At 63.0% G+C, this 15,757-nt stretch carries 25 protein-coding genes; 1 reads left to right on the top strand and 24 read right to left on the bottom strand.

All coding sequences use genetic code 11. The features are described 5' to 3' along the window. Positions 1 to 5 precede the first annotated feature (5 nt). The 22 genes from rpsE to LDO29_RS19250 all read right to left on the bottom strand — a co-directional run bounded on the left by rpsE (position 6) and on the right by LDO29_RS19250 (position 12,685). A complete protein-coding gene (gene rpsE, locus LDO29_RS19355; RefSeq protein ID WP_006160449.1) occupies positions 6 to 524 on the bottom strand; it encodes a 30S ribosomal protein S5 in 519 nt (172 codons plus the stop codon). A 20-nt stretch (positions 525 to 544) separates the two neighbouring features. After that, positions 545 to 901 carry a 50S ribosomal protein L18 gene (gene rplR, locus LDO29_RS19350; protein ID WP_224081517.1) on the bottom strand — a complete coding sequence of 119 codons (357 nt, stop codon included), beginning with the start codon at positions 899 to 901 and terminating at the stop codon, positions 545 to 547. Between the two features lie 11 nt (positions 902 to 912). Further along, positions 913 to 1,446, bottom strand: a complete 534-nt coding sequence (gene rplF / locus LDO29_RS19345) for a 50S ribosomal protein L6 (protein ID WP_133093429.1) — start codon at positions 1,444 to 1,446, stop codon at positions 913 to 915. A 9-nt stretch (positions 1,447 to 1,455) separates the two neighbouring features. Beyond that, positions 1,456 to 1,851 carry a 30S ribosomal protein S8 gene (rpsH, locus tag LDO29_RS19340; protein WP_010812384.1) on the bottom strand — a complete coding sequence of 132 codons (396 nt, stop codon included), beginning with the start codon at positions 1,849 to 1,851 and terminating at the stop codon, positions 1,456 to 1,458. Positions 1,852 to 1,878: 27 nt separating this feature from the next. Continuing rightward, entirely contained in the window at positions 1,879 to 2,184 is a 306-nt protein-coding gene (rpsN, locus tag LDO29_RS19335; RefSeq protein ID WP_010812385.1) for a 30S ribosomal protein S14, read from the bottom strand. A 9-nt stretch (positions 2,185 to 2,193) separates the two neighbouring features. Beyond that, entirely contained in the window at positions 2,194 to 2,736 is a 543-nt protein-coding gene (rplE, locus tag LDO29_RS19330) for a 50S ribosomal protein L5 (protein ID WP_011299305.1), read from the bottom strand. Between the two features lie 25 nt (positions 2,737 to 2,761). Further along, positions 2,762 to 3,070 (bottom strand): 50S ribosomal protein L24, encoded by a 309-nt coding sequence (gene rplX / locus LDO29_RS19325; protein WP_011299306.1) that lies wholly within the window; start codon positions 3,068 to 3,070, stop codon positions 2,762 to 2,764. A 9-nt stretch (positions 3,071 to 3,079) separates the two neighbouring features. Beyond that, positions 3,080 to 3,448 (bottom strand): 50S ribosomal protein L14, encoded by a 369-nt coding sequence (rplN, locus tag LDO29_RS19320; protein ID WP_006576237.1) that lies wholly within the window; start codon positions 3,446 to 3,448, stop codon positions 3,080 to 3,082. Positions 3,449 to 3,725: 277 nt separating this feature from the next. Next, positions 3,726 to 4,004 (bottom strand): 30S ribosomal protein S17, encoded by a 279-nt coding sequence (gene rpsQ / locus LDO29_RS19315; protein ID WP_011299307.1) that lies wholly within the window; start codon positions 4,002 to 4,004, stop codon positions 3,726 to 3,728. Further along, positions 4,001 to 4,195 carry a 50S ribosomal protein L29 gene (gene rpmC / locus LDO29_RS19310; protein ID WP_008642937.1) on the bottom strand — a complete coding sequence of 65 codons (195 nt, stop codon included), beginning with the start codon at positions 4,193 to 4,195 and terminating at the stop codon, positions 4,001 to 4,003. The genes rpsQ and rpmC overlap by 4 nt, the downstream gene beginning before the upstream one ends. Before the next feature lie 11 nt (positions 4,196 to 4,206). Further along, entirely contained in the window at positions 4,207 to 4,623 is a 417-nt protein-coding gene (gene rplP / locus LDO29_RS19305; protein ID WP_010812391.1) for a 50S ribosomal protein L16, read from the bottom strand. Positions 4,624 to 4,625: 2 nt separating this feature from the next. Further along, positions 4,626 to 5,423: a 30S ribosomal protein S3 gene (rpsC, locus tag LDO29_RS19300; protein WP_224081397.1), complete on the bottom strand. Its 798-nt coding sequence runs from the start codon at positions 5,421 to 5,423 to the stop codon at positions 4,626 to 4,628. 9 nt (positions 5,424 to 5,432) lie between these two features. Next, positions 5,433 to 5,762 carry a 50S ribosomal protein L22 gene (gene rplV, locus LDO29_RS19295; RefSeq protein ID WP_224081396.1) on the bottom strand — a complete coding sequence of 110 codons (330 nt, stop codon included), beginning with the start codon at positions 5,760 to 5,762 and terminating at the stop codon, positions 5,433 to 5,435. A gap of 9 nt (positions 5,763 to 5,771) precedes the next feature. Then, the gene (rpsS, locus tag LDO29_RS19290) at positions 5,772 to 6,047 is read right to left on the bottom strand and encodes a 30S ribosomal protein S19 (RefSeq protein ID WP_011299309.1); all 276 of its coding nucleotides are present in this window, start codon (positions 6,045 to 6,047) and stop codon (positions 5,772 to 5,774) included. 22 nt (positions 6,048 to 6,069) lie between these two features. Beyond that, a complete protein-coding gene (gene rplB / locus LDO29_RS19285; protein ID WP_224081395.1) occupies positions 6,070 to 6,900 on the bottom strand; it encodes a 50S ribosomal protein L2 in 831 nt (276 codons plus the stop codon). A 2-nt stretch (positions 6,901 to 6,902) separates the two neighbouring features. Beyond that, entirely contained in the window at positions 6,903 to 7,217 is a 315-nt protein-coding gene (gene rplW, locus LDO29_RS19280) for a 50S ribosomal protein L23 (RefSeq protein WP_006576245.1), read from the bottom strand. Beyond that, positions 7,214 to 7,834 (bottom strand): 50S ribosomal protein L4, encoded by a 621-nt coding sequence (gene rplD / locus LDO29_RS19275; RefSeq protein WP_092299449.1) that lies wholly within the window; start codon positions 7,832 to 7,834, stop codon positions 7,214 to 7,216. The genes rplW and rplD overlap by 4 nt, the downstream gene beginning before the upstream one ends. Positions 7,835 to 7,846: 12 nt before the next feature. Further along, positions 7,847 to 8,497: a 50S ribosomal protein L3 gene (gene rplC / locus LDO29_RS19270; protein WP_224081394.1), complete on the bottom strand. Its 651-nt coding sequence runs from the start codon at positions 8,495 to 8,497 to the stop codon at positions 7,847 to 7,849. A gap of 301 nt (positions 8,498 to 8,798) precedes the next feature. After that, entirely contained in the window at positions 8,799 to 9,299 is a 501-nt protein-coding gene (locus tag LDO29_RS19265) for a flavin reductase family protein (protein ID WP_224081393.1), read from the bottom strand. A 13-nt stretch (positions 9,300 to 9,312) separates the two neighbouring features. After that, entirely contained in the window at positions 9,313 to 10,554 is a 1,242-nt protein-coding gene (locus tag LDO29_RS19260) for a styrene monooxygenase/indole monooxygenase family protein (RefSeq protein ID WP_224081392.1), read from the bottom strand. A gap of 34 nt (positions 10,555 to 10,588) precedes the next feature. Continuing rightward, positions 10,589 to 11,377 carry an SDR family oxidoreductase gene (locus tag LDO29_RS19255; RefSeq protein WP_224081391.1) on the bottom strand — a complete coding sequence of 263 codons (789 nt, stop codon included), beginning with the start codon at positions 11,375 to 11,377 and terminating at the stop codon, positions 10,589 to 10,591. A 78-nt stretch (positions 11,378 to 11,455) separates the two neighbouring features. Next, a complete protein-coding gene (locus LDO29_RS19250) occupies positions 11,456 to 12,685 on the bottom strand; it encodes a dienelactone hydrolase family protein (protein ID WP_224081390.1) in 1,230 nt (409 codons plus the stop codon). 314 nt (positions 12,686 to 12,999) lie between these two features. On the opposite strand from LDO29_RS19250, the gene LDO29_RS19245 reads away from it, so the two are divergent. Beyond that, a complete protein-coding gene (locus tag LDO29_RS19245; RefSeq protein WP_224081389.1) occupies positions 13,000 to 14,013 on the top strand; it encodes an AraC family transcriptional regulator in 1,014 nt (337 codons plus the stop codon). Between the two features lie 96 nt (positions 14,014 to 14,109). Here LDO29_RS19245 and rpsJ read toward each other — a convergent pair whose 3' ends face one another. Beyond that, positions 14,110 to 14,418, bottom strand: a complete 309-nt coding sequence (rpsJ, locus tag LDO29_RS19240; protein WP_006160488.1) for a 30S ribosomal protein S10 — start codon at positions 14,416 to 14,418, stop codon at positions 14,110 to 14,112. Positions 14,419 to 14,496: 78 nt separating this feature from the next. After that, positions 14,497 to 15,687, bottom strand: a complete 1,191-nt coding sequence (gene tuf / locus LDO29_RS19235) for an elongation factor Tu (RefSeq protein ID WP_011299314.1) — start codon at positions 15,685 to 15,687, stop codon at positions 14,497 to 14,499. Positions 15,688 to 15,757 lie beyond the last annotated feature (70 nt).

Genomic DNA, 15,757 nt, shown 5'->3' with positions numbered 1-15,757 from the left:
TCACCTTAACCCAGGATGTCTTCGACCGACTTGCCACGCTTGGCGGCGATTTCGCCCGGCGTGCTCATCTTCTGAAGGCCGTCCAGCGTGGCGCGAACCATGTTGTACGGGTTGGTGGAGCCGTGCGACTTGGTCACCACGTTGGTGACACCCATCACTTCGAAGATCGCGCGCATCGGGCCGCCGGCGATCACGCCGGTACCTTCCTTGGCGGGCATCATCAGCACCTTGGCGGCGCCGTGCTTGCCAACGACTTCGTGTTGCAGCGTGCCGTTCTTCAGCGAAACCTTGACCATCTTGCGACGGGCTTCGTCCATTGCCTTCTGAACTGCCACCGGCACTTCCTTGGCCTTGCCCTTGCCCATGCCGATACGGCCATCGCCGTCACCCACCACGGTCAGCGCAGCGAAACCGAGAATCCGGCCACCCTTCACCACCTTGGTGACACGGTTGACCGAGATCATCTTCTCGCGGAGGCCGTCGTCGCGTTCGTCCTGCTGGACTTTTGCTTGCATCTTTGCCATGACGTATCTCTCTCTTGCGCTTAGAACTTGAGGCCAGCTTCGCGGGCAGCGTCAGCCAGGGCCTTCACGCGGCCGTGGAAACGGAAACCAGCGCGGTCGAAGGCGACGGTTTCCACGCCGGCAGCCTTCGCCTTCTCGGCGATACGCTTGCCCACGACGGTAGCGGCAGCGGCGGTAGCGCCCTTGCCATCCAGTTCCTTGCGCACTTCTGCCTCGACGGTCGAAGCCGATGCCAGCACCTTGGTGCCGCACTCGGAGAAGACCTGGGCGTAAATGTTCGAATTCGTACGGAACACGGTCAGACGATTGACTTTCAGCTCCGCGATCTTGGCGCGGGTCTGACGTGCACGGCGCAAACGAGCGTCTTTCTTGTTCATCATTGCACCCCTTACTTCTTCTTGGTTTCCTTCAGGATGACGCGCTCGTCGCTGTAACGCACACCCTTGCCCTTGTAGGGCTCGGGCGGACGGTACGCGCGGACTTCCGCGGCAACCTGACCGACTTTCTGCTTGTCCGCACCCTTGATGATGATCTCGGTCTGCGTCGGCGTTTCCGCCTTCACGCCTTCCGGCATCTCATGGATCACGTCGTGCGAGAAACCAAGCTGGAGCTTCAGCGCAGCGCCTTGCAGCTGGGCACGATAGCCCACGCCGACGAGGTTCAGCTTGCGCTCGAAACCGGTGGTCACGCCCTTGACCATGTTCGCCGCCAGGGCGCGCATGGTGCCTTGCAGGGCGTTTGCTTCACGCGACTCGTCTGCCGGCGAGAAGGTCAGCGTGTCGTTTTCGACATTGACCTTGACCAGGCTGTGAATCGGTTGCGACAGCGTACCCAGCGGACCCTTCACGGAGAGCACGCCAGCTGCCACATTCACTTCCGCGCCCTTGGGCAGCGCGATGGGAGCCTTACCTACACGGGACATGTTCTCTCCTTAAGCGACGTAGCAGAGAACTTCGCCGCCCACGCCGGTGGCGCGAGCCTTGCGGTCGGTCATCAGACCCTGCGGGGTCGAGATGATCGCCACACCCAGGCCGTTCATCACTTGCGGGATGTCGCTGCGGCCCTTGTACACGCGCAGGCCGGGCTTCGAGACGCGCTCGATGCGCTCGATCACCGGGCGGCCGGCGTAGTACTTCAGGCCGATGCTCAGTTGTGCCTTGCCGCCATCTTCCTGGACGGCGTAGTCATCGATGTAGCCTTCGTCCTTCAGGACCTTGGCGATTGCCACTTTCAGCTTCGACGACGGCATGACAACCGACGCTTTCTGCACGCCCTGGGCGTTGCGGATGCGCGTCAGCATATCGGCGATAGGATCGCTCATGCTCATACTGTTTCTCCTGTAGCCTGTGCGTAATTACCAGCTGGCTTTCGTCAGACCCGGGATTTCGCCCTTGAAGGCGATTTCGCGGATCTTGTTACGCGCCAGGCCAAACTTGCGGAAGGTACCGCGGGGACGACCGGTGATCGCGCAGCGGTTGCGCTGGCGGGTCGGGTTCGCGTTGCGCGGGAGCTGTTGCAGCTCGAGACGCGCGCTGTAACGCTCTTCTTCCGACTTCTCTTGGTCGTCAATAATGGCCTTGAGGTTGGCGCGCTTGGCAGCATACTTCGCCACCAGCTTGGCGCGCTTCTTCTCACGTTCAATCAGAGCCAGTTTAGCCACGGTTACCCCTTAATTGCGGAACGGGAACTTGAACGCACCGAGGAGTGCCTTGGCTTCCTCGTCGTTCTTTGCCGTCGTCGTGATGCTGATGTTCAGACCACGCAGTGCGTCGATCTTGTCGTACTCGATTTCGGGGAAAATGATCTGCTCTTTCACACCGATGTTGTAGTTGCCGCGACCGTCAAACGAACGGCCCGACACACCACGGAAGTCACGCACGCGCGGCAGGGCCACGGTGACGAAACGATCGAGGAATTCGAACATGCGCTCGCCACGCAGGGTCACCATCGCACCGATGGGGTAGCCCTGGCGGATCTTGAAGCCGGCGATGGCCTTCTTGGCCTTCGTCACCACGGGCTTCTGGCCAGCGATCTTGGTCAGGTCGCCGACAGCGTTTTCAATGATCTTCTTGTCATTGATCGCTTCGCCAAGACCCATGTTCAGGGTGATCTTGGTAATGCGCGGCACTTCCATGACCGACTTGTAGCCGAACTGCTCGATCAGCTTCGGCACAACCTTTTCTTTGTAGAACTCTTGCAGACGTGCTGCCATGCTCAACTCCTAAACGTGCCCAGAATCAAGCTGCCACGACGGCGCCGGTGGTCTTCAGCACGCGCACGCGCTTGCCGTCTTCCACCTTGATGCCGACGCGCGACGGCTTGCCATTGGCATCCACGAGCGCAACGTTGGAAATATGCAGCGGCATGACCTTGTCGACCACACCACCAGTGGTGCCCAGCATCGGGTTCGGGCGAGCGTGCTTCTTGGCAACGTTCACGCCTTCCACTGCAACCTTGTCGCCGAGCACGGCTTGCACGGTACCGCGCTTGCCCTTGTCTTTGCCGGTCAGGACGATGACTTCGTCGCCTTTGCGAATCTTGTTCATGGCGGCTCCTTACAGCACTTCCGGAGCGAGCGACACGATCTTCATGAAGCGCTCGGTACGGAGTTCACGAGTCACCGGCCCGAAGATACGGGTGCCGATCGGCTCGAGCTTGTTGTTCAGCAGGACGGCGGCATTGCCGTCGAACTTGACGAGCGAACCGTCCGCACGGCGCACGCCCTTGGCGGTACGCACAACCACGGCGTTGTAGATGTCGCCCTTCTTCACGCGACCGCGAGGCGCTGCGTCCTTGACGGTCACCTTGATGATGTCGCCTACGCTCGCGTAGCGGCGCTTGGACCCACCCAGCACTTTGATGCACAGCACTTCGCGCGCACCAGTGTTATCGGCCACTTCGAGCCGGCTTTCTGTCTGAATCATGGTGTTTGTCTTCCCAACTTAATCCGTCAGGCGCAAAAAATGCCCGTCGGTCAGTCTTGGTCCCGTAGGCCCCGGCTTTGCGCCAGTTCCGTATGGGTTGATCAACTTTGAGTCGGTAGGAACCCGGCATCCCCGACAGACGTCGGAACAACCTGGCCCTGGCTCGCTCAACAGGCCCGCCCGGGTGGTACAACTAAGGCGAACGCAATAAAGCGGAAGTCCAGGATTATAGCTACATAATCCTGGACTTGCAAGTCAAGCTAAGAACGTGTTGTTCTTAGATGACGCGTGCAGCCTCTACCAGCCGGGAAACCACCCAGGACTTGGTCCGCGACAGCGGACGGCCTTCCTGGATTTCGACCTTGTCGCCTTCCTTGTACTGGTTGGCTTCGTCGTGTGCGTGGTACTTCTTGGAACGCAGCACGTACTTGCCGTACAGGGGATGCTTAACGCGGTTTTCAACCAAGACCGTCACGGTCTTGTCCATCTTGTCGCTTACCACACGACCGACGAGGGTGCGGCGAAGCGACGTTTCCGTTTTTGCAGCTTCAGTCATTTCGCGTTCGCCTTCTCAGTCAGCACGGTTTGCACTCGCGCGATGTCCTTGCGAACCTTCTTCAGCTGGCTGGTGTTCTGCAGCTGTTGGGTCGCCTTTTGCATGCGCAGGCTAAATTGGGCCTTCAGCAGCTCGGAGAGCTCCTGGTTCAGGCCTGCGGCGTCCTTGCCGCGAAGTTCGGATGCTTTCATCCCTGCTCTCCTTACGTCCCGACCTGGCGCACCACGAAATTGGTGGCGATCGGCAGCTTGGCAGCCGCGAGGCGGAACGCCTCACGCGCCAGATCTTCGCTCACACCATCCATCTCGTAGAGCATCTTGCCCGGCTGGATTTCAGCCACGTAGTACTCCGGATTGCCCTTGCCGTTACCCATACGGACTTCAGCGGGCTTCTTCGAGATCGGCTTGTCCGGGAAGATCCGGATCCAGATGCGGCCGCCACGCTTGATGTGGCGGGTCATCGCACGACGTGCCGACTCGATCTGACGAGCCGTCAGGCGGCCACGGCCCATTGCCTTCAGGCCGAATTCGCCGAAAGACACGGCGTTGCCACGGGTAGCCTTACCCGTGTTGCGGCCTTTCTGCTCCTTGCGGTACTTTCTGCGCTTAGGTTGCAGCATCGTTATTCTCCACTCTTCCCATCTGCGCCAGGCGCAGCGCGGCGACCGGCACCGGCACCGCCGCGGCGGTTGCCACCCGGACGGCCTTCGCCTTCACGGCGGCGGCCTTCCGGACGACCCGGACGACGACGACGGTCGTCTTGCGGCTCTTCCACCACCGGCGCTTCGTTGCGGCCGAGGTGATCACCCTTGTAGACCCACACCTTGACACCGATGATGCCGTAGGTGGTTTCTGCTTCGGAGAAGCCGTAGTCGATGTCGGCGCGCAGGGTGTGCAGGGGCACACGGCCTTCGCGGTACCACTCGGTACGTGCAATTTCGATACCGTTCAGACGGCCCGAGCTCATGATCTTGATGCCCTGTGCACCCAGGCGCATCGCGTTCTGCATCGCGCGCTTCATGGCGCGGCGGAACATGATGCGGCGCTCGAGCTGCTGGGTGATCGAATCGGCGATCAGCTGAGCATCGGTTTCCGGCTTGCGGATTTCCTCGATGTTCACGTGCACGGGCACGCCCATGCGACGCTGCAGCTCAGCCTTCAGCAGTTCGATGTCCTCACCCTTCTTGCCGATCACCACGCCCGGACGCGAGCTGTAAATGGTGATACGGGCATTGCGGGCGGGACGCTCGATGACCACGCGGCCAACCGATGCGTTCTTCAGCTTCTTCTTCAGGAAGTCCCGAACTTCGATGTCTTCCTTCAGCATGCCGGCAAACTTCGTGTTGTTGGCGTACCAACGCGAAGCCCAGTTACGGCTGACGGCCAGACGGAAGCCAGTCGGATGAATCTTCTGTCCCATCGTGACTCCTTAGTTGCCGAGCGTCACAGTGATGTGACAAGTTTGTTTCTCGATGCGGTTGCCGCGGCCCTTCGCCCGTGCGGTGAAGCGCTTGAGCGAGGTCGCCTTGTCGACGTAGATCGATTTGACCTTCAGTTCGTCGATATCGGCGCCTTCGTTGTGCTCGGCGTTGGCGATGGCCGATTCGACCACCTTCTTCACGATCCCGGCAGCCTTTTTCGGGCTGAACGCCAGGACATTGAGCGCGCGCTCGATCGGCAGACCACGGATCTGGTCAGCGACCAGGCGCGTCTTCTGGGCGGAGATGCGGGCACCGCGATGAATCGCTTTCACTTCCATGATGGCACCTTACCTCTTCGCTTTCTTGTCAGCCGCGTGGCCCTTGAACGTGCGGGTGAGCGCAAATTCGCCGAGCTTGTGGCCAACCATGTTTTCCGTGACATACACCGGCACGTGTTGACGGCCGTTGTGCACGGCGATCGTCAGGCCGATGAATTCCGGCATGATGGTCGAGCGGCGCGACCACGTCTTGATGGGCTTCTTGTCCTTGCCGCCTACGGCCGCTTCCACCTTCTTCAGCAGGTGGGCGTCGCAGAACGGACCCTTTTTTGCGGAACGAGTCATATCTTTAGCTCCTACCTACCGATTAACGCTTGTGGCGCTTCTGGACGATCATGCTGTCCGTGCGCTTGTTGCTGCGGGTGCGGTAGCCCTTCGTCGGGGTACCCCACGGCGACACCGGATCGCGGCCAGCAGCGGTCTTGCCCTCACCACCACCGTGCGGGTGGTCGACCGGGTTCATGACGACACCACGGACGGTCGGGCGGATACCGCGCCAGCGGGTTGCACCGGCCTTGCCAATCACGCGCAGGCTATGCTCTTCGTTGCCCACTTCACCGACGGTGGCGCGGCACTCGATGTGCACGCGGCGCACTTCGCCGGAACGCAGACGAACCTGAGCGTACAGGCCTTCACGAGCCAGCAGCACGGCGGAACCGCCAGCGGCACGAGCGATCTGGGCACCCTTGCCCGGCAGGATTTCCACGTTGTTGATCGTGGTACCAACCGGAATGTTGCGGATCGGCAGGTTGTTGCCAGCCTTGATCGGGGCTTCAGCACCGTTCAGCAACGCCTGGCCAGCAACCATGCCCTTGGTGGCGATGATGTAGCGGCGCTCGCCGTCGGCGAACAGCACCAGCGCGATGTTCGCGCTGCGGTTCGGATCGTATTCCAGGCGCTCGACCTTGGCGGCGATGCCGTCCTTGTCGTTGCGCTTGAAGTCGATCACGCGGTAGTGGTGCTTATGACCACCGCCCTTGTGGCGGGTGGTGATATGACCGTTGTTGTTACGGCCCGACTTCTGGAATTGCTTTTCCAGCAGCGGAGCGTGGGGAGCGCCCTTGTGAAGGTCCTTGTTGACCACCTTCACCATCGAGCGACGACCCGGGGAAGTCGGCTTGGTCTTGACGAGTGCCATGATTACTTGGCCTCCGCTTCAAAATTGATTTCCTGACCCGGCTTCAGCGAAACGTAGGCCTTCTTCACGTGGTTGCGACGCCCCATGAAACGGCCAAAGCGCTTTTGCTTGCCCTTCTGGTTCAGGATCTGAACGGACTGCACCTCGACCTTGAACAGCAGTTCGACGGCGGCCTTCACTTCTGCCTTGTTGGCATCGCGAGCCACTTCGAACACGACCTGTTCATTCTTGTCGGCGACCAGGGTTGCCTTTTCGGAAACCACCGGCGCGAGCAGCACCTGCATCAAACGATGATCGTTCTTGGCTACTTGCGTCATTTCAGCAACTCCTCGATCTGCGCGACGGCCGCCTTGGTCACCAGCACCTTCTTGTAGTGCACGAGCGACAGCGGGTCAGCCTGGCGCGGCTCGACAACTGCCACGTGGGGCAGGTTGCGCGAAGCCAGGTAGAGGTTTTCGTCGAGGCTGTCGGTGATGATCAGCACCGAGTCCAGGCCCATGGCCTTGAACTTGTCGGCCAAGAGCTTGGTCTTGGGCGCGTCGACGGTGAAACCGTCCACCACATTGATACGGCCTTCACGTGCGAGCTGCGAGTAAATCGAGCGCATGCCGGCACGGAACATCTTCTTGTTGACCTTCTGGGTGAAGTTCTCTTCCGGCGAATTCGGGAAGATACGGCCGCCCCCGCGCCACAGCGGCGAGGAAGACATACCGGCACGAGCACGGCCCGTACCCTTCTGGCGCCACGGCTTCTTGGTCGTGTGCTTGACCTCTTCACGATCCTTCTGCTTACGGTTACCGCTGCGAGCGTTCGCCTGGTAAGCGACGACGATCTGGTGAACGAGGGCCTCGTTGTAGTCACGGCCGAACACTTCGGGCGAAGCAGCTACGCCTGCACCGATCTGGCCATTGTCCTGGAGGAGCTTGAGTTCCATTGCTTCCGCTCCTTAAGCTTTGGCTTTGGCCTTGACGGCCGGGGTAACGATGACCTTGCCGCCCTTGGAGCCGGGGATCGCACCCTTGACCAGCAGCAGCTTGCGCTCTGCGTCGATCTTGGCGATTTCCAGGTTCTGCACGGTGCGGGTGACATCGCCCAGGTGACCGGTCATGCGCTTACCCGGGAACACGCGGCCCGGATCCTGCGCCATACCGATCGAGCCCGGCACGTTGTGCGAGCGCGAGTTACCGTGGGTGGCACGGCCGGAGGCGAAGTGATAGCGCTTGATGGTACCGGCGTAGCCCTTACCGATGGTCACGCCCTGCACGTCGATCTTCTGACCGACTTCGAACAGGTCGACCGATAGCGAACCGCCAGCTTGCAGTTCAGCAGCCTTGGCTGCATCGATACGGAATTCGCGGATGATTTCGCCGGCTTCCACGCCGGCTTTGGCGAGGTGACCCGCCAGCGGCTTGGTGACGCGGCTTGCGCGTCGGGCGCCGAAGGTGACTTGAACCGCGGTGTAACCGTCGGTCTCGTCCGTCTTGATTTGCGTCACGCGGTTGTCGCCGACCTCGACCACGGTAACGGGAATCGAATCACCGTCGTCCGTGAAAATACGGGTCATGCCAACCTTGCGACCTACAAGGCCAAGGCTCATGGTTTGCTCCATTCCCAGCTGCGATTGGCCGGGGCTGATTGATACACGAAAACTGTGTTTGCGCTGATGCGCGGTTTGCGTTTGCACGCGATTGGGCGCGCTGAAGAGGACTGCGCATGGCCAAAACGGCCAACCCATCTACCCGGATACACGGGTAGCCTTACACTATAACGCAGCCCTTTTGGAAGGGCAAGCTGAATTGCCGAATTCCGCGGGGGATCGCGCGGGCGGCAATGGAATTCGGCGAAATTGCGGCGAAAAGCCGACTTGCGGCGGCGCGATGGCCGCCGAAGTACCCGGATCATGCCGCAACGCGGACGAAATCACCGCCGTAGAACACCAGCGGCTCACCGTCGGACGCGGCAAGATCTTCGACGGCCCCAACGATCAGCAAATGATCGCCGGCCGGATCGGCGCGTTCGACACGGCACGAGAGCCGGGCCAAGGCCTCATCAAGATAAGGCACCCCATGCGGGCAGCGCCAATGCGGTACGCCCGCGAACTTGTCAGCCTGCGGCGTGGCGAAGCGGCGCGCCAGTTCACCCTGGCCGGCGCGCAGGATGTTCACGCCGAACGGAGCGCCCGGCGTGAACAGCGCGGCATTGGGAGAATGCCGGGCCAGGCTCCACACGATCAGCGGCGGCTCCAGCGACAGCGACGCGAAGGAGTTCACGGTCAGGCCAACCGCCCTGCCCTGCGGCGCGCACGCGCCGATCACCGCCACGCCGGTCGCGAAGCGCCCGCACACCCGGCGCAGGCTGCGCGGGTCGGCCACGCCGGGCGGCGGCTTCATGGTTTCCATGCCGGCCCCCATGTCACGCTGCCTTGGCCAGTTGCTGGTCGATCAGCTGCTGGCACGCTGCCGGGTCGATCCACCAGGGAAAGAAGTCGGGCGGATTGTCGAATCCGTTGGCAATGCGGCTGGCCAGCGCCGGTGACTGGCCCGCGGCGCCGAGCAGCCCAAGGATATGGGGCGGCGGTGGCGTCAGCAGCGAATTGGTCCAGGTCACCACATTGCTCGCATACTGCCAGTACCGCTCGAACGTGGCCGTCATCCACGCCGCATCGAACGGAGGGTCGCCATGCGCGAGGATCGCGTCGAGATAGACCTTGCAGCACTTGGCCGCGTTATTCGAACCTTGTCCTGTGATGGGGTCGTTGACGACCACGGCGTCCGCCATGCCGAATACCTGCCGGCCGGACGGCAGCGTCAGCACCGGCTTGCGCACCGTGGGCGCGAAGCGGCCCGACAGGATGCTGTTGGCGTCCGTCAGCGCCACGCTATCGCAGCGCGCCGCTTCCCACGGCAGGTAGGTACGCAGGATCCGCAGGCTTTCCTCGAGGTGCGCTTCCGGCGTGCGCGCGTCGGACCAGCGATCCATGGGACCGCCGGGAATACCCTCGAACACCATGATCTCGCACGGGCCGGACAGCGTAAGCGCAGGGAACACGAAGTACTCGCCCACGCCCGGGATCAGGTTGAAGCAGACCCGCGAGAACGGCGTGCGCGGCACCATGCCGGTCACGTAGGTCAGCGCCAGCGCGCGCTGCGGCGCGCTGAACGGACTGCGCGCGGCATCCCGCTCGAAGCGGCTGACGATCTCGCCCTTGCCCGCCGCAAGCAGCACGAGGTCGTGCTCCTGTGTCAGCGCCTCGAGCTCATCCACGCCGACATCGACAATGCGCAGGTCGCCGCCGCGGTCGGCGAATGCTTCCATCCATGCCGGCATCTTCAGGCGCTGGTCGACTGCCTGCGCAGGACGATCCAGCCGCGCGGCCCAGTCGATCACCTTTGCGCCCGCCTGTTCGGGATGTGGTACGGCCAGGCCGATGCCTTCCACCGGCGGGCACGCGTCCTCCCACCAGTTGAGATCGAGATCGCGCTCGGTCTGCAGCGCGCGGTCGAACATGCACTGGCTGGACATCACCTTGCCCGCGCGGATCTGGTTCGGGGTGCGGTTGGACAGCAACGTCACACGATAGCCCCTGGCCTGCAGGCCCAGGGCCATCTGCAAACCCGACTGGCCGGCACCGACGATGGCAATGCGTTGGCTCATGGTTGTCTCCGTGGTCTGTGTTCGGTATGGCGGCTCAGCCCTCGAGCTTGCCGATGGCGGGTACGTTCTGTTCGGGGCCCATCGCGGAGTAGCCGCCGTCGACGGCATAGTCCGCGCCGGTAACGAAGCTGGCGTGGTCCGAGCACAGGAACAGCACGACCTGCGCGACCTCGTCCGGCTCGCCGACGCGGCCGAGCAGGTGGAACGGCGCCGCCACGGCATCGGTGCGGGCGCGATTGCCGCCGCTGACCTCGTCCATCAGCCGGCACCAGGTCCAGCCCGGCGACACAGCGTTGACGCGGATGCGGTCCGGCGCAAGATCCATCGCCATGCTGCGCGTGAGCTGCGCCATGGCGGCCTTCGAGACCGGGTAGAGCCATCGCCCCGTCTGCGCGACCCTCGCCGAGATGCTGGTGAAATTGACAATGGCCCCGCCGCCGCGCGCACGCATATGCGGGTGCACGGCCTGCGCGAGCATCACACCCGAGACCACGTTCACGTCGAGCGCCGCGAGCCAGTCGGCACGCGTGGAACGGAAGCCGTCATCGAGGTAGGTGCAGGCCAGGTTCACAAGGAAATCCACACCGCCGAAGTGGCTGGCCACCTGTGTCACAGCATCGCGGATCTGTTCATCCTGCGTAATGTCCGCGGGAACGAACATGGCCATCGGCCCCAGCGCCGCCGCGACGCGCTCACCGCCGGCGGCATCGATATCGAGGATCGCCACGCGCGTACCCGCCTCGGCGAACGCGCGGGCGACGCCGGCGCCGATCAGCGTGGCGCCACCCGTGATGATTGCAACTTTGCCCTGCAAGCCTTTCATGATGGTGTCTCCTCTCGTGAAATGCCGGGTGGCCTCTGCGGGCCACCCCGGCTTCCGGCCGCCGCAGGCGGCAAGCCGTCATTTGCCTTCGCTCTCGCTCCAGCGCGCCATCAGCGTGTTCGAGGGCTGCGTTTCATCGAGCAGCTTGCGCGCCGTCTCCACACCCGCCACCGGCAAACCCTTCGGATCGAGCTTGCCGATCTGCACCAGCACGCTGGCCTGGTCCCAGTAGATATGCTCGTGGTAGAGCTTGTCGCCTCGGAACTTGACGATGGCAATCAGCGGGATCTCCACGCGCTTGCCGGTCGGCGGCACGCCGGGCAGCATCCAGTCGATTTCGCAGGTGTGGGTAAAGCAGAACAGCATCTCGTCGACCACCTGGCTCGCACCGATGGTGCGCGAGAGCGGAATCAGCGTCGTGTCCGGCGGATTGCTGTGGACGAAGTGGTGCTGGTAGAAGCGCTTGAGCTGTCGATACCCGACGCCGCCGGTCATGGTCGGGATGTGGTTCACATAGGGCTCGGCCACCATCGTGGCCATGGTGGCATCGACATCGCGCGTGGCGAATTCGTACTCGCAGTGCTTGTCCCACAGCGCGGAGAAGTCATAGTGCGGGCCCATTTCGCAGCGATACGCCGCGATGGACCGCTGGTGTGCCATCAGCGCCGAAGCCTTGTCGAAGTGCTCGCCGCCAACGCGCGCGAACGCGTGGTCCATGCCCGGATACACGTAGAGCTCGATGCCCGGCCGTCCGCCCAGCGATTCAAGGATCTGCGCCTGTGCCTCGGGCGGGCAGAAGCCATCGCACTCGGCGATATGCAACGCCAGCCGGCCGCGGATATTGGCCGCCTCGGCAAGGGCATGTTCGATCCCTACGCCGTAGTACCCCACGGCACAAGCCACGTCCGGCAGCCGGCACGCTGCCAGGTAGGCCAGCTTTCCGCCCAGGCAGAAGCCCAGCACGCCGGTCTGCCCCACGCATTCTGGCCGTTGACGGAGCGCGGCGAGGGCTGCGCCCACGTCCTGCACCCCCTTGTCTTCATCGAACTGCTGGTACAGCCCGAGCGCGCGCTGGAAGTCCTCGCCGCGGTCGGTCAGCTCGATCCCGGGCGCGATGCGCCAGAACAGGTCCGGCACCAGCACGGTATAGCCTTCCTCGGCGTAATAGTCGGCCACCTGCTTCATGGTGGCGTTGACCCCGAAGATTTCCTGGCACAACACGATGCCGGGGCCCTTGCCTGCCGCCGGGGTGGCGAGATAGCCGCTGAAACTGCCGTCCTGAGTCTGGATCTGGATGGTCTGGCCCATGCCTTCTGCTCCTGTAGGTTCTGTGGGTACGGCCGCCGTGCGCGCCTCCGCCCTTGCCTTCATGATGGGAGACCCGCACTGCAGCAAACTAGCCGCCTGACGCAGCGACTATCCGATTAGTGCAGGAAAGTGCGTCCCTGTTCAAGCCACATGCAGGCTGCCGGAGCAAATCCGCTATAGTGGTGCGCAGCGAGTCCGCCGCCACGCACCGTGCCAGCATGCGGACAGTCGCCGGAATCAGGCGGCGCGCACGTTGAGCCGTGGCGGTTCCCCGGCAAGCGGCAGCGTCCCGGCCGGCCCGCCAGGAGCGAGACATGCTGCAGATGCCCCCCACTGCCCCGGCCATGGCGCCGCTGGCAGGCGCCCTGCTTCACGACACGGCACGGCAGGTGTTCGATTCCGACGACCTCGATGCCACGCGCGCGGCGGTCGGCGCCGTGTTCAAGCCTCACCGACTCACGCTGCATGGCAACACGCTGCATGCACGCATGCATCACGCTCCGCTGGGTGCGGTTTCGTTCAACCGGCTCGCCTACGGCGGCGACGTGACCATCGACCCCGGCCCCCTCGGCGACTTCCTGCTGGTGCAGATGCCGGTGGCAGGACAGGCTGACATTCACTGCGGCGGGCAGCACATCCTCTCGGACCCTGAACTCGCCTCGGTCCTGACGCCGAGCGAAGGGCTACGCATGCGCTGGAGCGCGGACTGCGACCAGCTTATCGTCCGCATCGAACGCAGTGCACTGGAACGCGTGTGCGCAGCGTATCTGGGACGCAGACCGAACCAGCCGCTGCGGTTCCAGCTCGGCATGGCATGGCGCCGCGCCGGATGGCAATCACTCGTGCAGTACCTGGCCGACATGCTCGACCATGCGCCGGAGGCCGCGAGCCATCCCATGACGTTGTGCCAGCTTGAACAGCTTGTGATTGGAACGCTGCTGACCTTCCAGCCGCACAGCCTGACCGACGCGCTGCGGCAGCACGGCAAGCCACTGGCGCCACGCCATGTGAAAGTCGTGGAGGAGTACATCCATGCGCATGCAGAAGCGGCGTTGACTCCCGCATTGCTGGCGGAAGTGGCAGGCGTCAGCCTGCGCAGCCTGTATGCAGGATTCCGCGAACATCGCGGCTTGAGTCCGATGGCCTACCTGCGTACCGTGCGACTCGAACGCGTGCGGCATGACCTGCTCAATGACTGGAGGCTGTCGTCGGTCACCGAAGCCGCGCTGCGCTGGGGCTTTGCGCATCTGGGGCGATTCAGCGCGGAGTATCGGCGTGCGTTCGGGGAATGCCCTGCGCAGACGTTGCGGCGGCGCGGGCAAGGCTGATCGGCGCAAGTCCGCCCCTCAGCCACAAAACAAAAACGGCGAACCGAAGTTCGCCGTTTTTGCTGCAGCAGGCCGCTGGCGCGGCCCGAAGCATGATTACACCTTGATCTCGACGTCCACGCCTGCCGGCAGGTCGAGCTTCATCAGCGCGTCGACGGTCTTGTCGGTAGGGTCGACGATGTCCATCAGGCGCTGGTGGGTGCGGATCTCGAACTGATCGCGGCTGGTCTTGTTGACGTGCGGCGAACGCAGGATGTCGAAGCGCTGGATGCGGGTCGGCAGGGGCACCGGACCCTTGACGATCGCGCCGGTACGCTTGGCGGTATCCACGATTTCGGCGGCCGACTGGTCGATCAGGCGGTAGTCGAAAGCCTTCAGGCGGATACGGATCTTCTGGTTCTGCATGATATTTCCTTAAAAGAGCGATGGGCAATGTGCCCGGATCAAAGGGGACATGCCCGCGGGCATGTCCCAGGAAGTTGCTTAGTCGAGGATCTTTGCCACGACGCCGGCGCCGACGGTACGACCGCCTTCACGGATGGCGAAGCGCAGACCTTCTTCCATGGCGATCGGGGCGATCAGCTTGACGGTGATCGACACGTTGTCACCCGGCATCACCATTTCCTTGTCCGCCGGCAGCTCGATCGAGCCAGTCACGTCGGTCGTACGGAAGTAGAACTGCGGGCGGTAGTTGTTGAAGAACGGGGTGTGGCGGCCGCCTTCGTCCTTCGACAGGATGTACACCTCGCCGGTGAAGTGGGTGTGCGGCTTGATCGAACCCGGCTTGCACAGCACCTGGCCGCGCTCGACGTCTTCACGCTTGGTGCCGCGCAGCAGCAGACCGACGTTGTCGCCAGCCTGGCCCTGGTCCAGCAGCTTGCGGAACATTTCCACGCCGGTGCAGGTGGTCTTCACGGTCGGGCGAATACCGACGATTTCGATTTCCTCGCCGACCTTGATCACGCCGCGCTCGATACGGCCGGTCACCACGGTGCCGCGACCCGAGATCGAGAACACGTCTTCCACCGGCATCAGGAAGGTACCGTCAACGGCACGCTCCGGCGTCGGGATGTAGGTGTCCAGCGCGTCGGCCAGGTTCATGATGGCCACTTCGCCCAGTTCGCCCTTGTCGCCTTCCAGCGCCAGCTTGGCCGAACCCTTGATGATCGGGGTGTCGTCGCCGGGGAACTCGTACTTGCTCAGCAGTTCGCGCACTTCCATCTCGACCAGCTCGAGCAGTTCCGCGTCGTCCACCATGTCGCACTTGTTCAGGAACACGATGATGTACGGCACGCCAACCTGACGGGCCAGCAGGATGTGCTCGCGCGTTTGCGGCATCGGGCCGTCAGCGGCCGAGCACACCAGGATCGCGCCGTCCATCTGGGCAGCCCCCGTGATCATGTTCTTCACGTAGTCGGCGTGGCCCGGGCAGTCAACGTGCGCGTAGTGGCGGTTGGCCGTTTCGTACTCGACGTGGGCGGTGTTGATGGTAATACCGCGTGCCTTCTCTTCCGGCGCTGCGTCGATTTCGTCGTACTTCTTGGCGGCACCGCCGAACTTCGCTGCCAGCACCGTGGCGATCGCTGCGGTCAGCGTGGTCTTGCCGTGGTCAACGTGACCAATCGTACCAACGTTCACGTGCGGCTTGGTCCGCTCGAACTTTTCCTTTGCCATTTTTTAGCTCCTGATAGGAATGCAGTCTTGTTGTTTCATCGCGCCGCCGCACCGGCAGGCGCGGCGGCAA

The sequence above is a fragment of the Cupriavidus laharis genome, from assembly GCF_914271435.1.
Classification (GTDB): domain Bacteria; phylum Pseudomonadota; class Gammaproteobacteria; order Burkholderiales; family Burkholderiaceae; genus Cupriavidus; species Cupriavidus laharis.
This window is presented reverse-complemented; position numbering and strand designations above follow the sequence as displayed.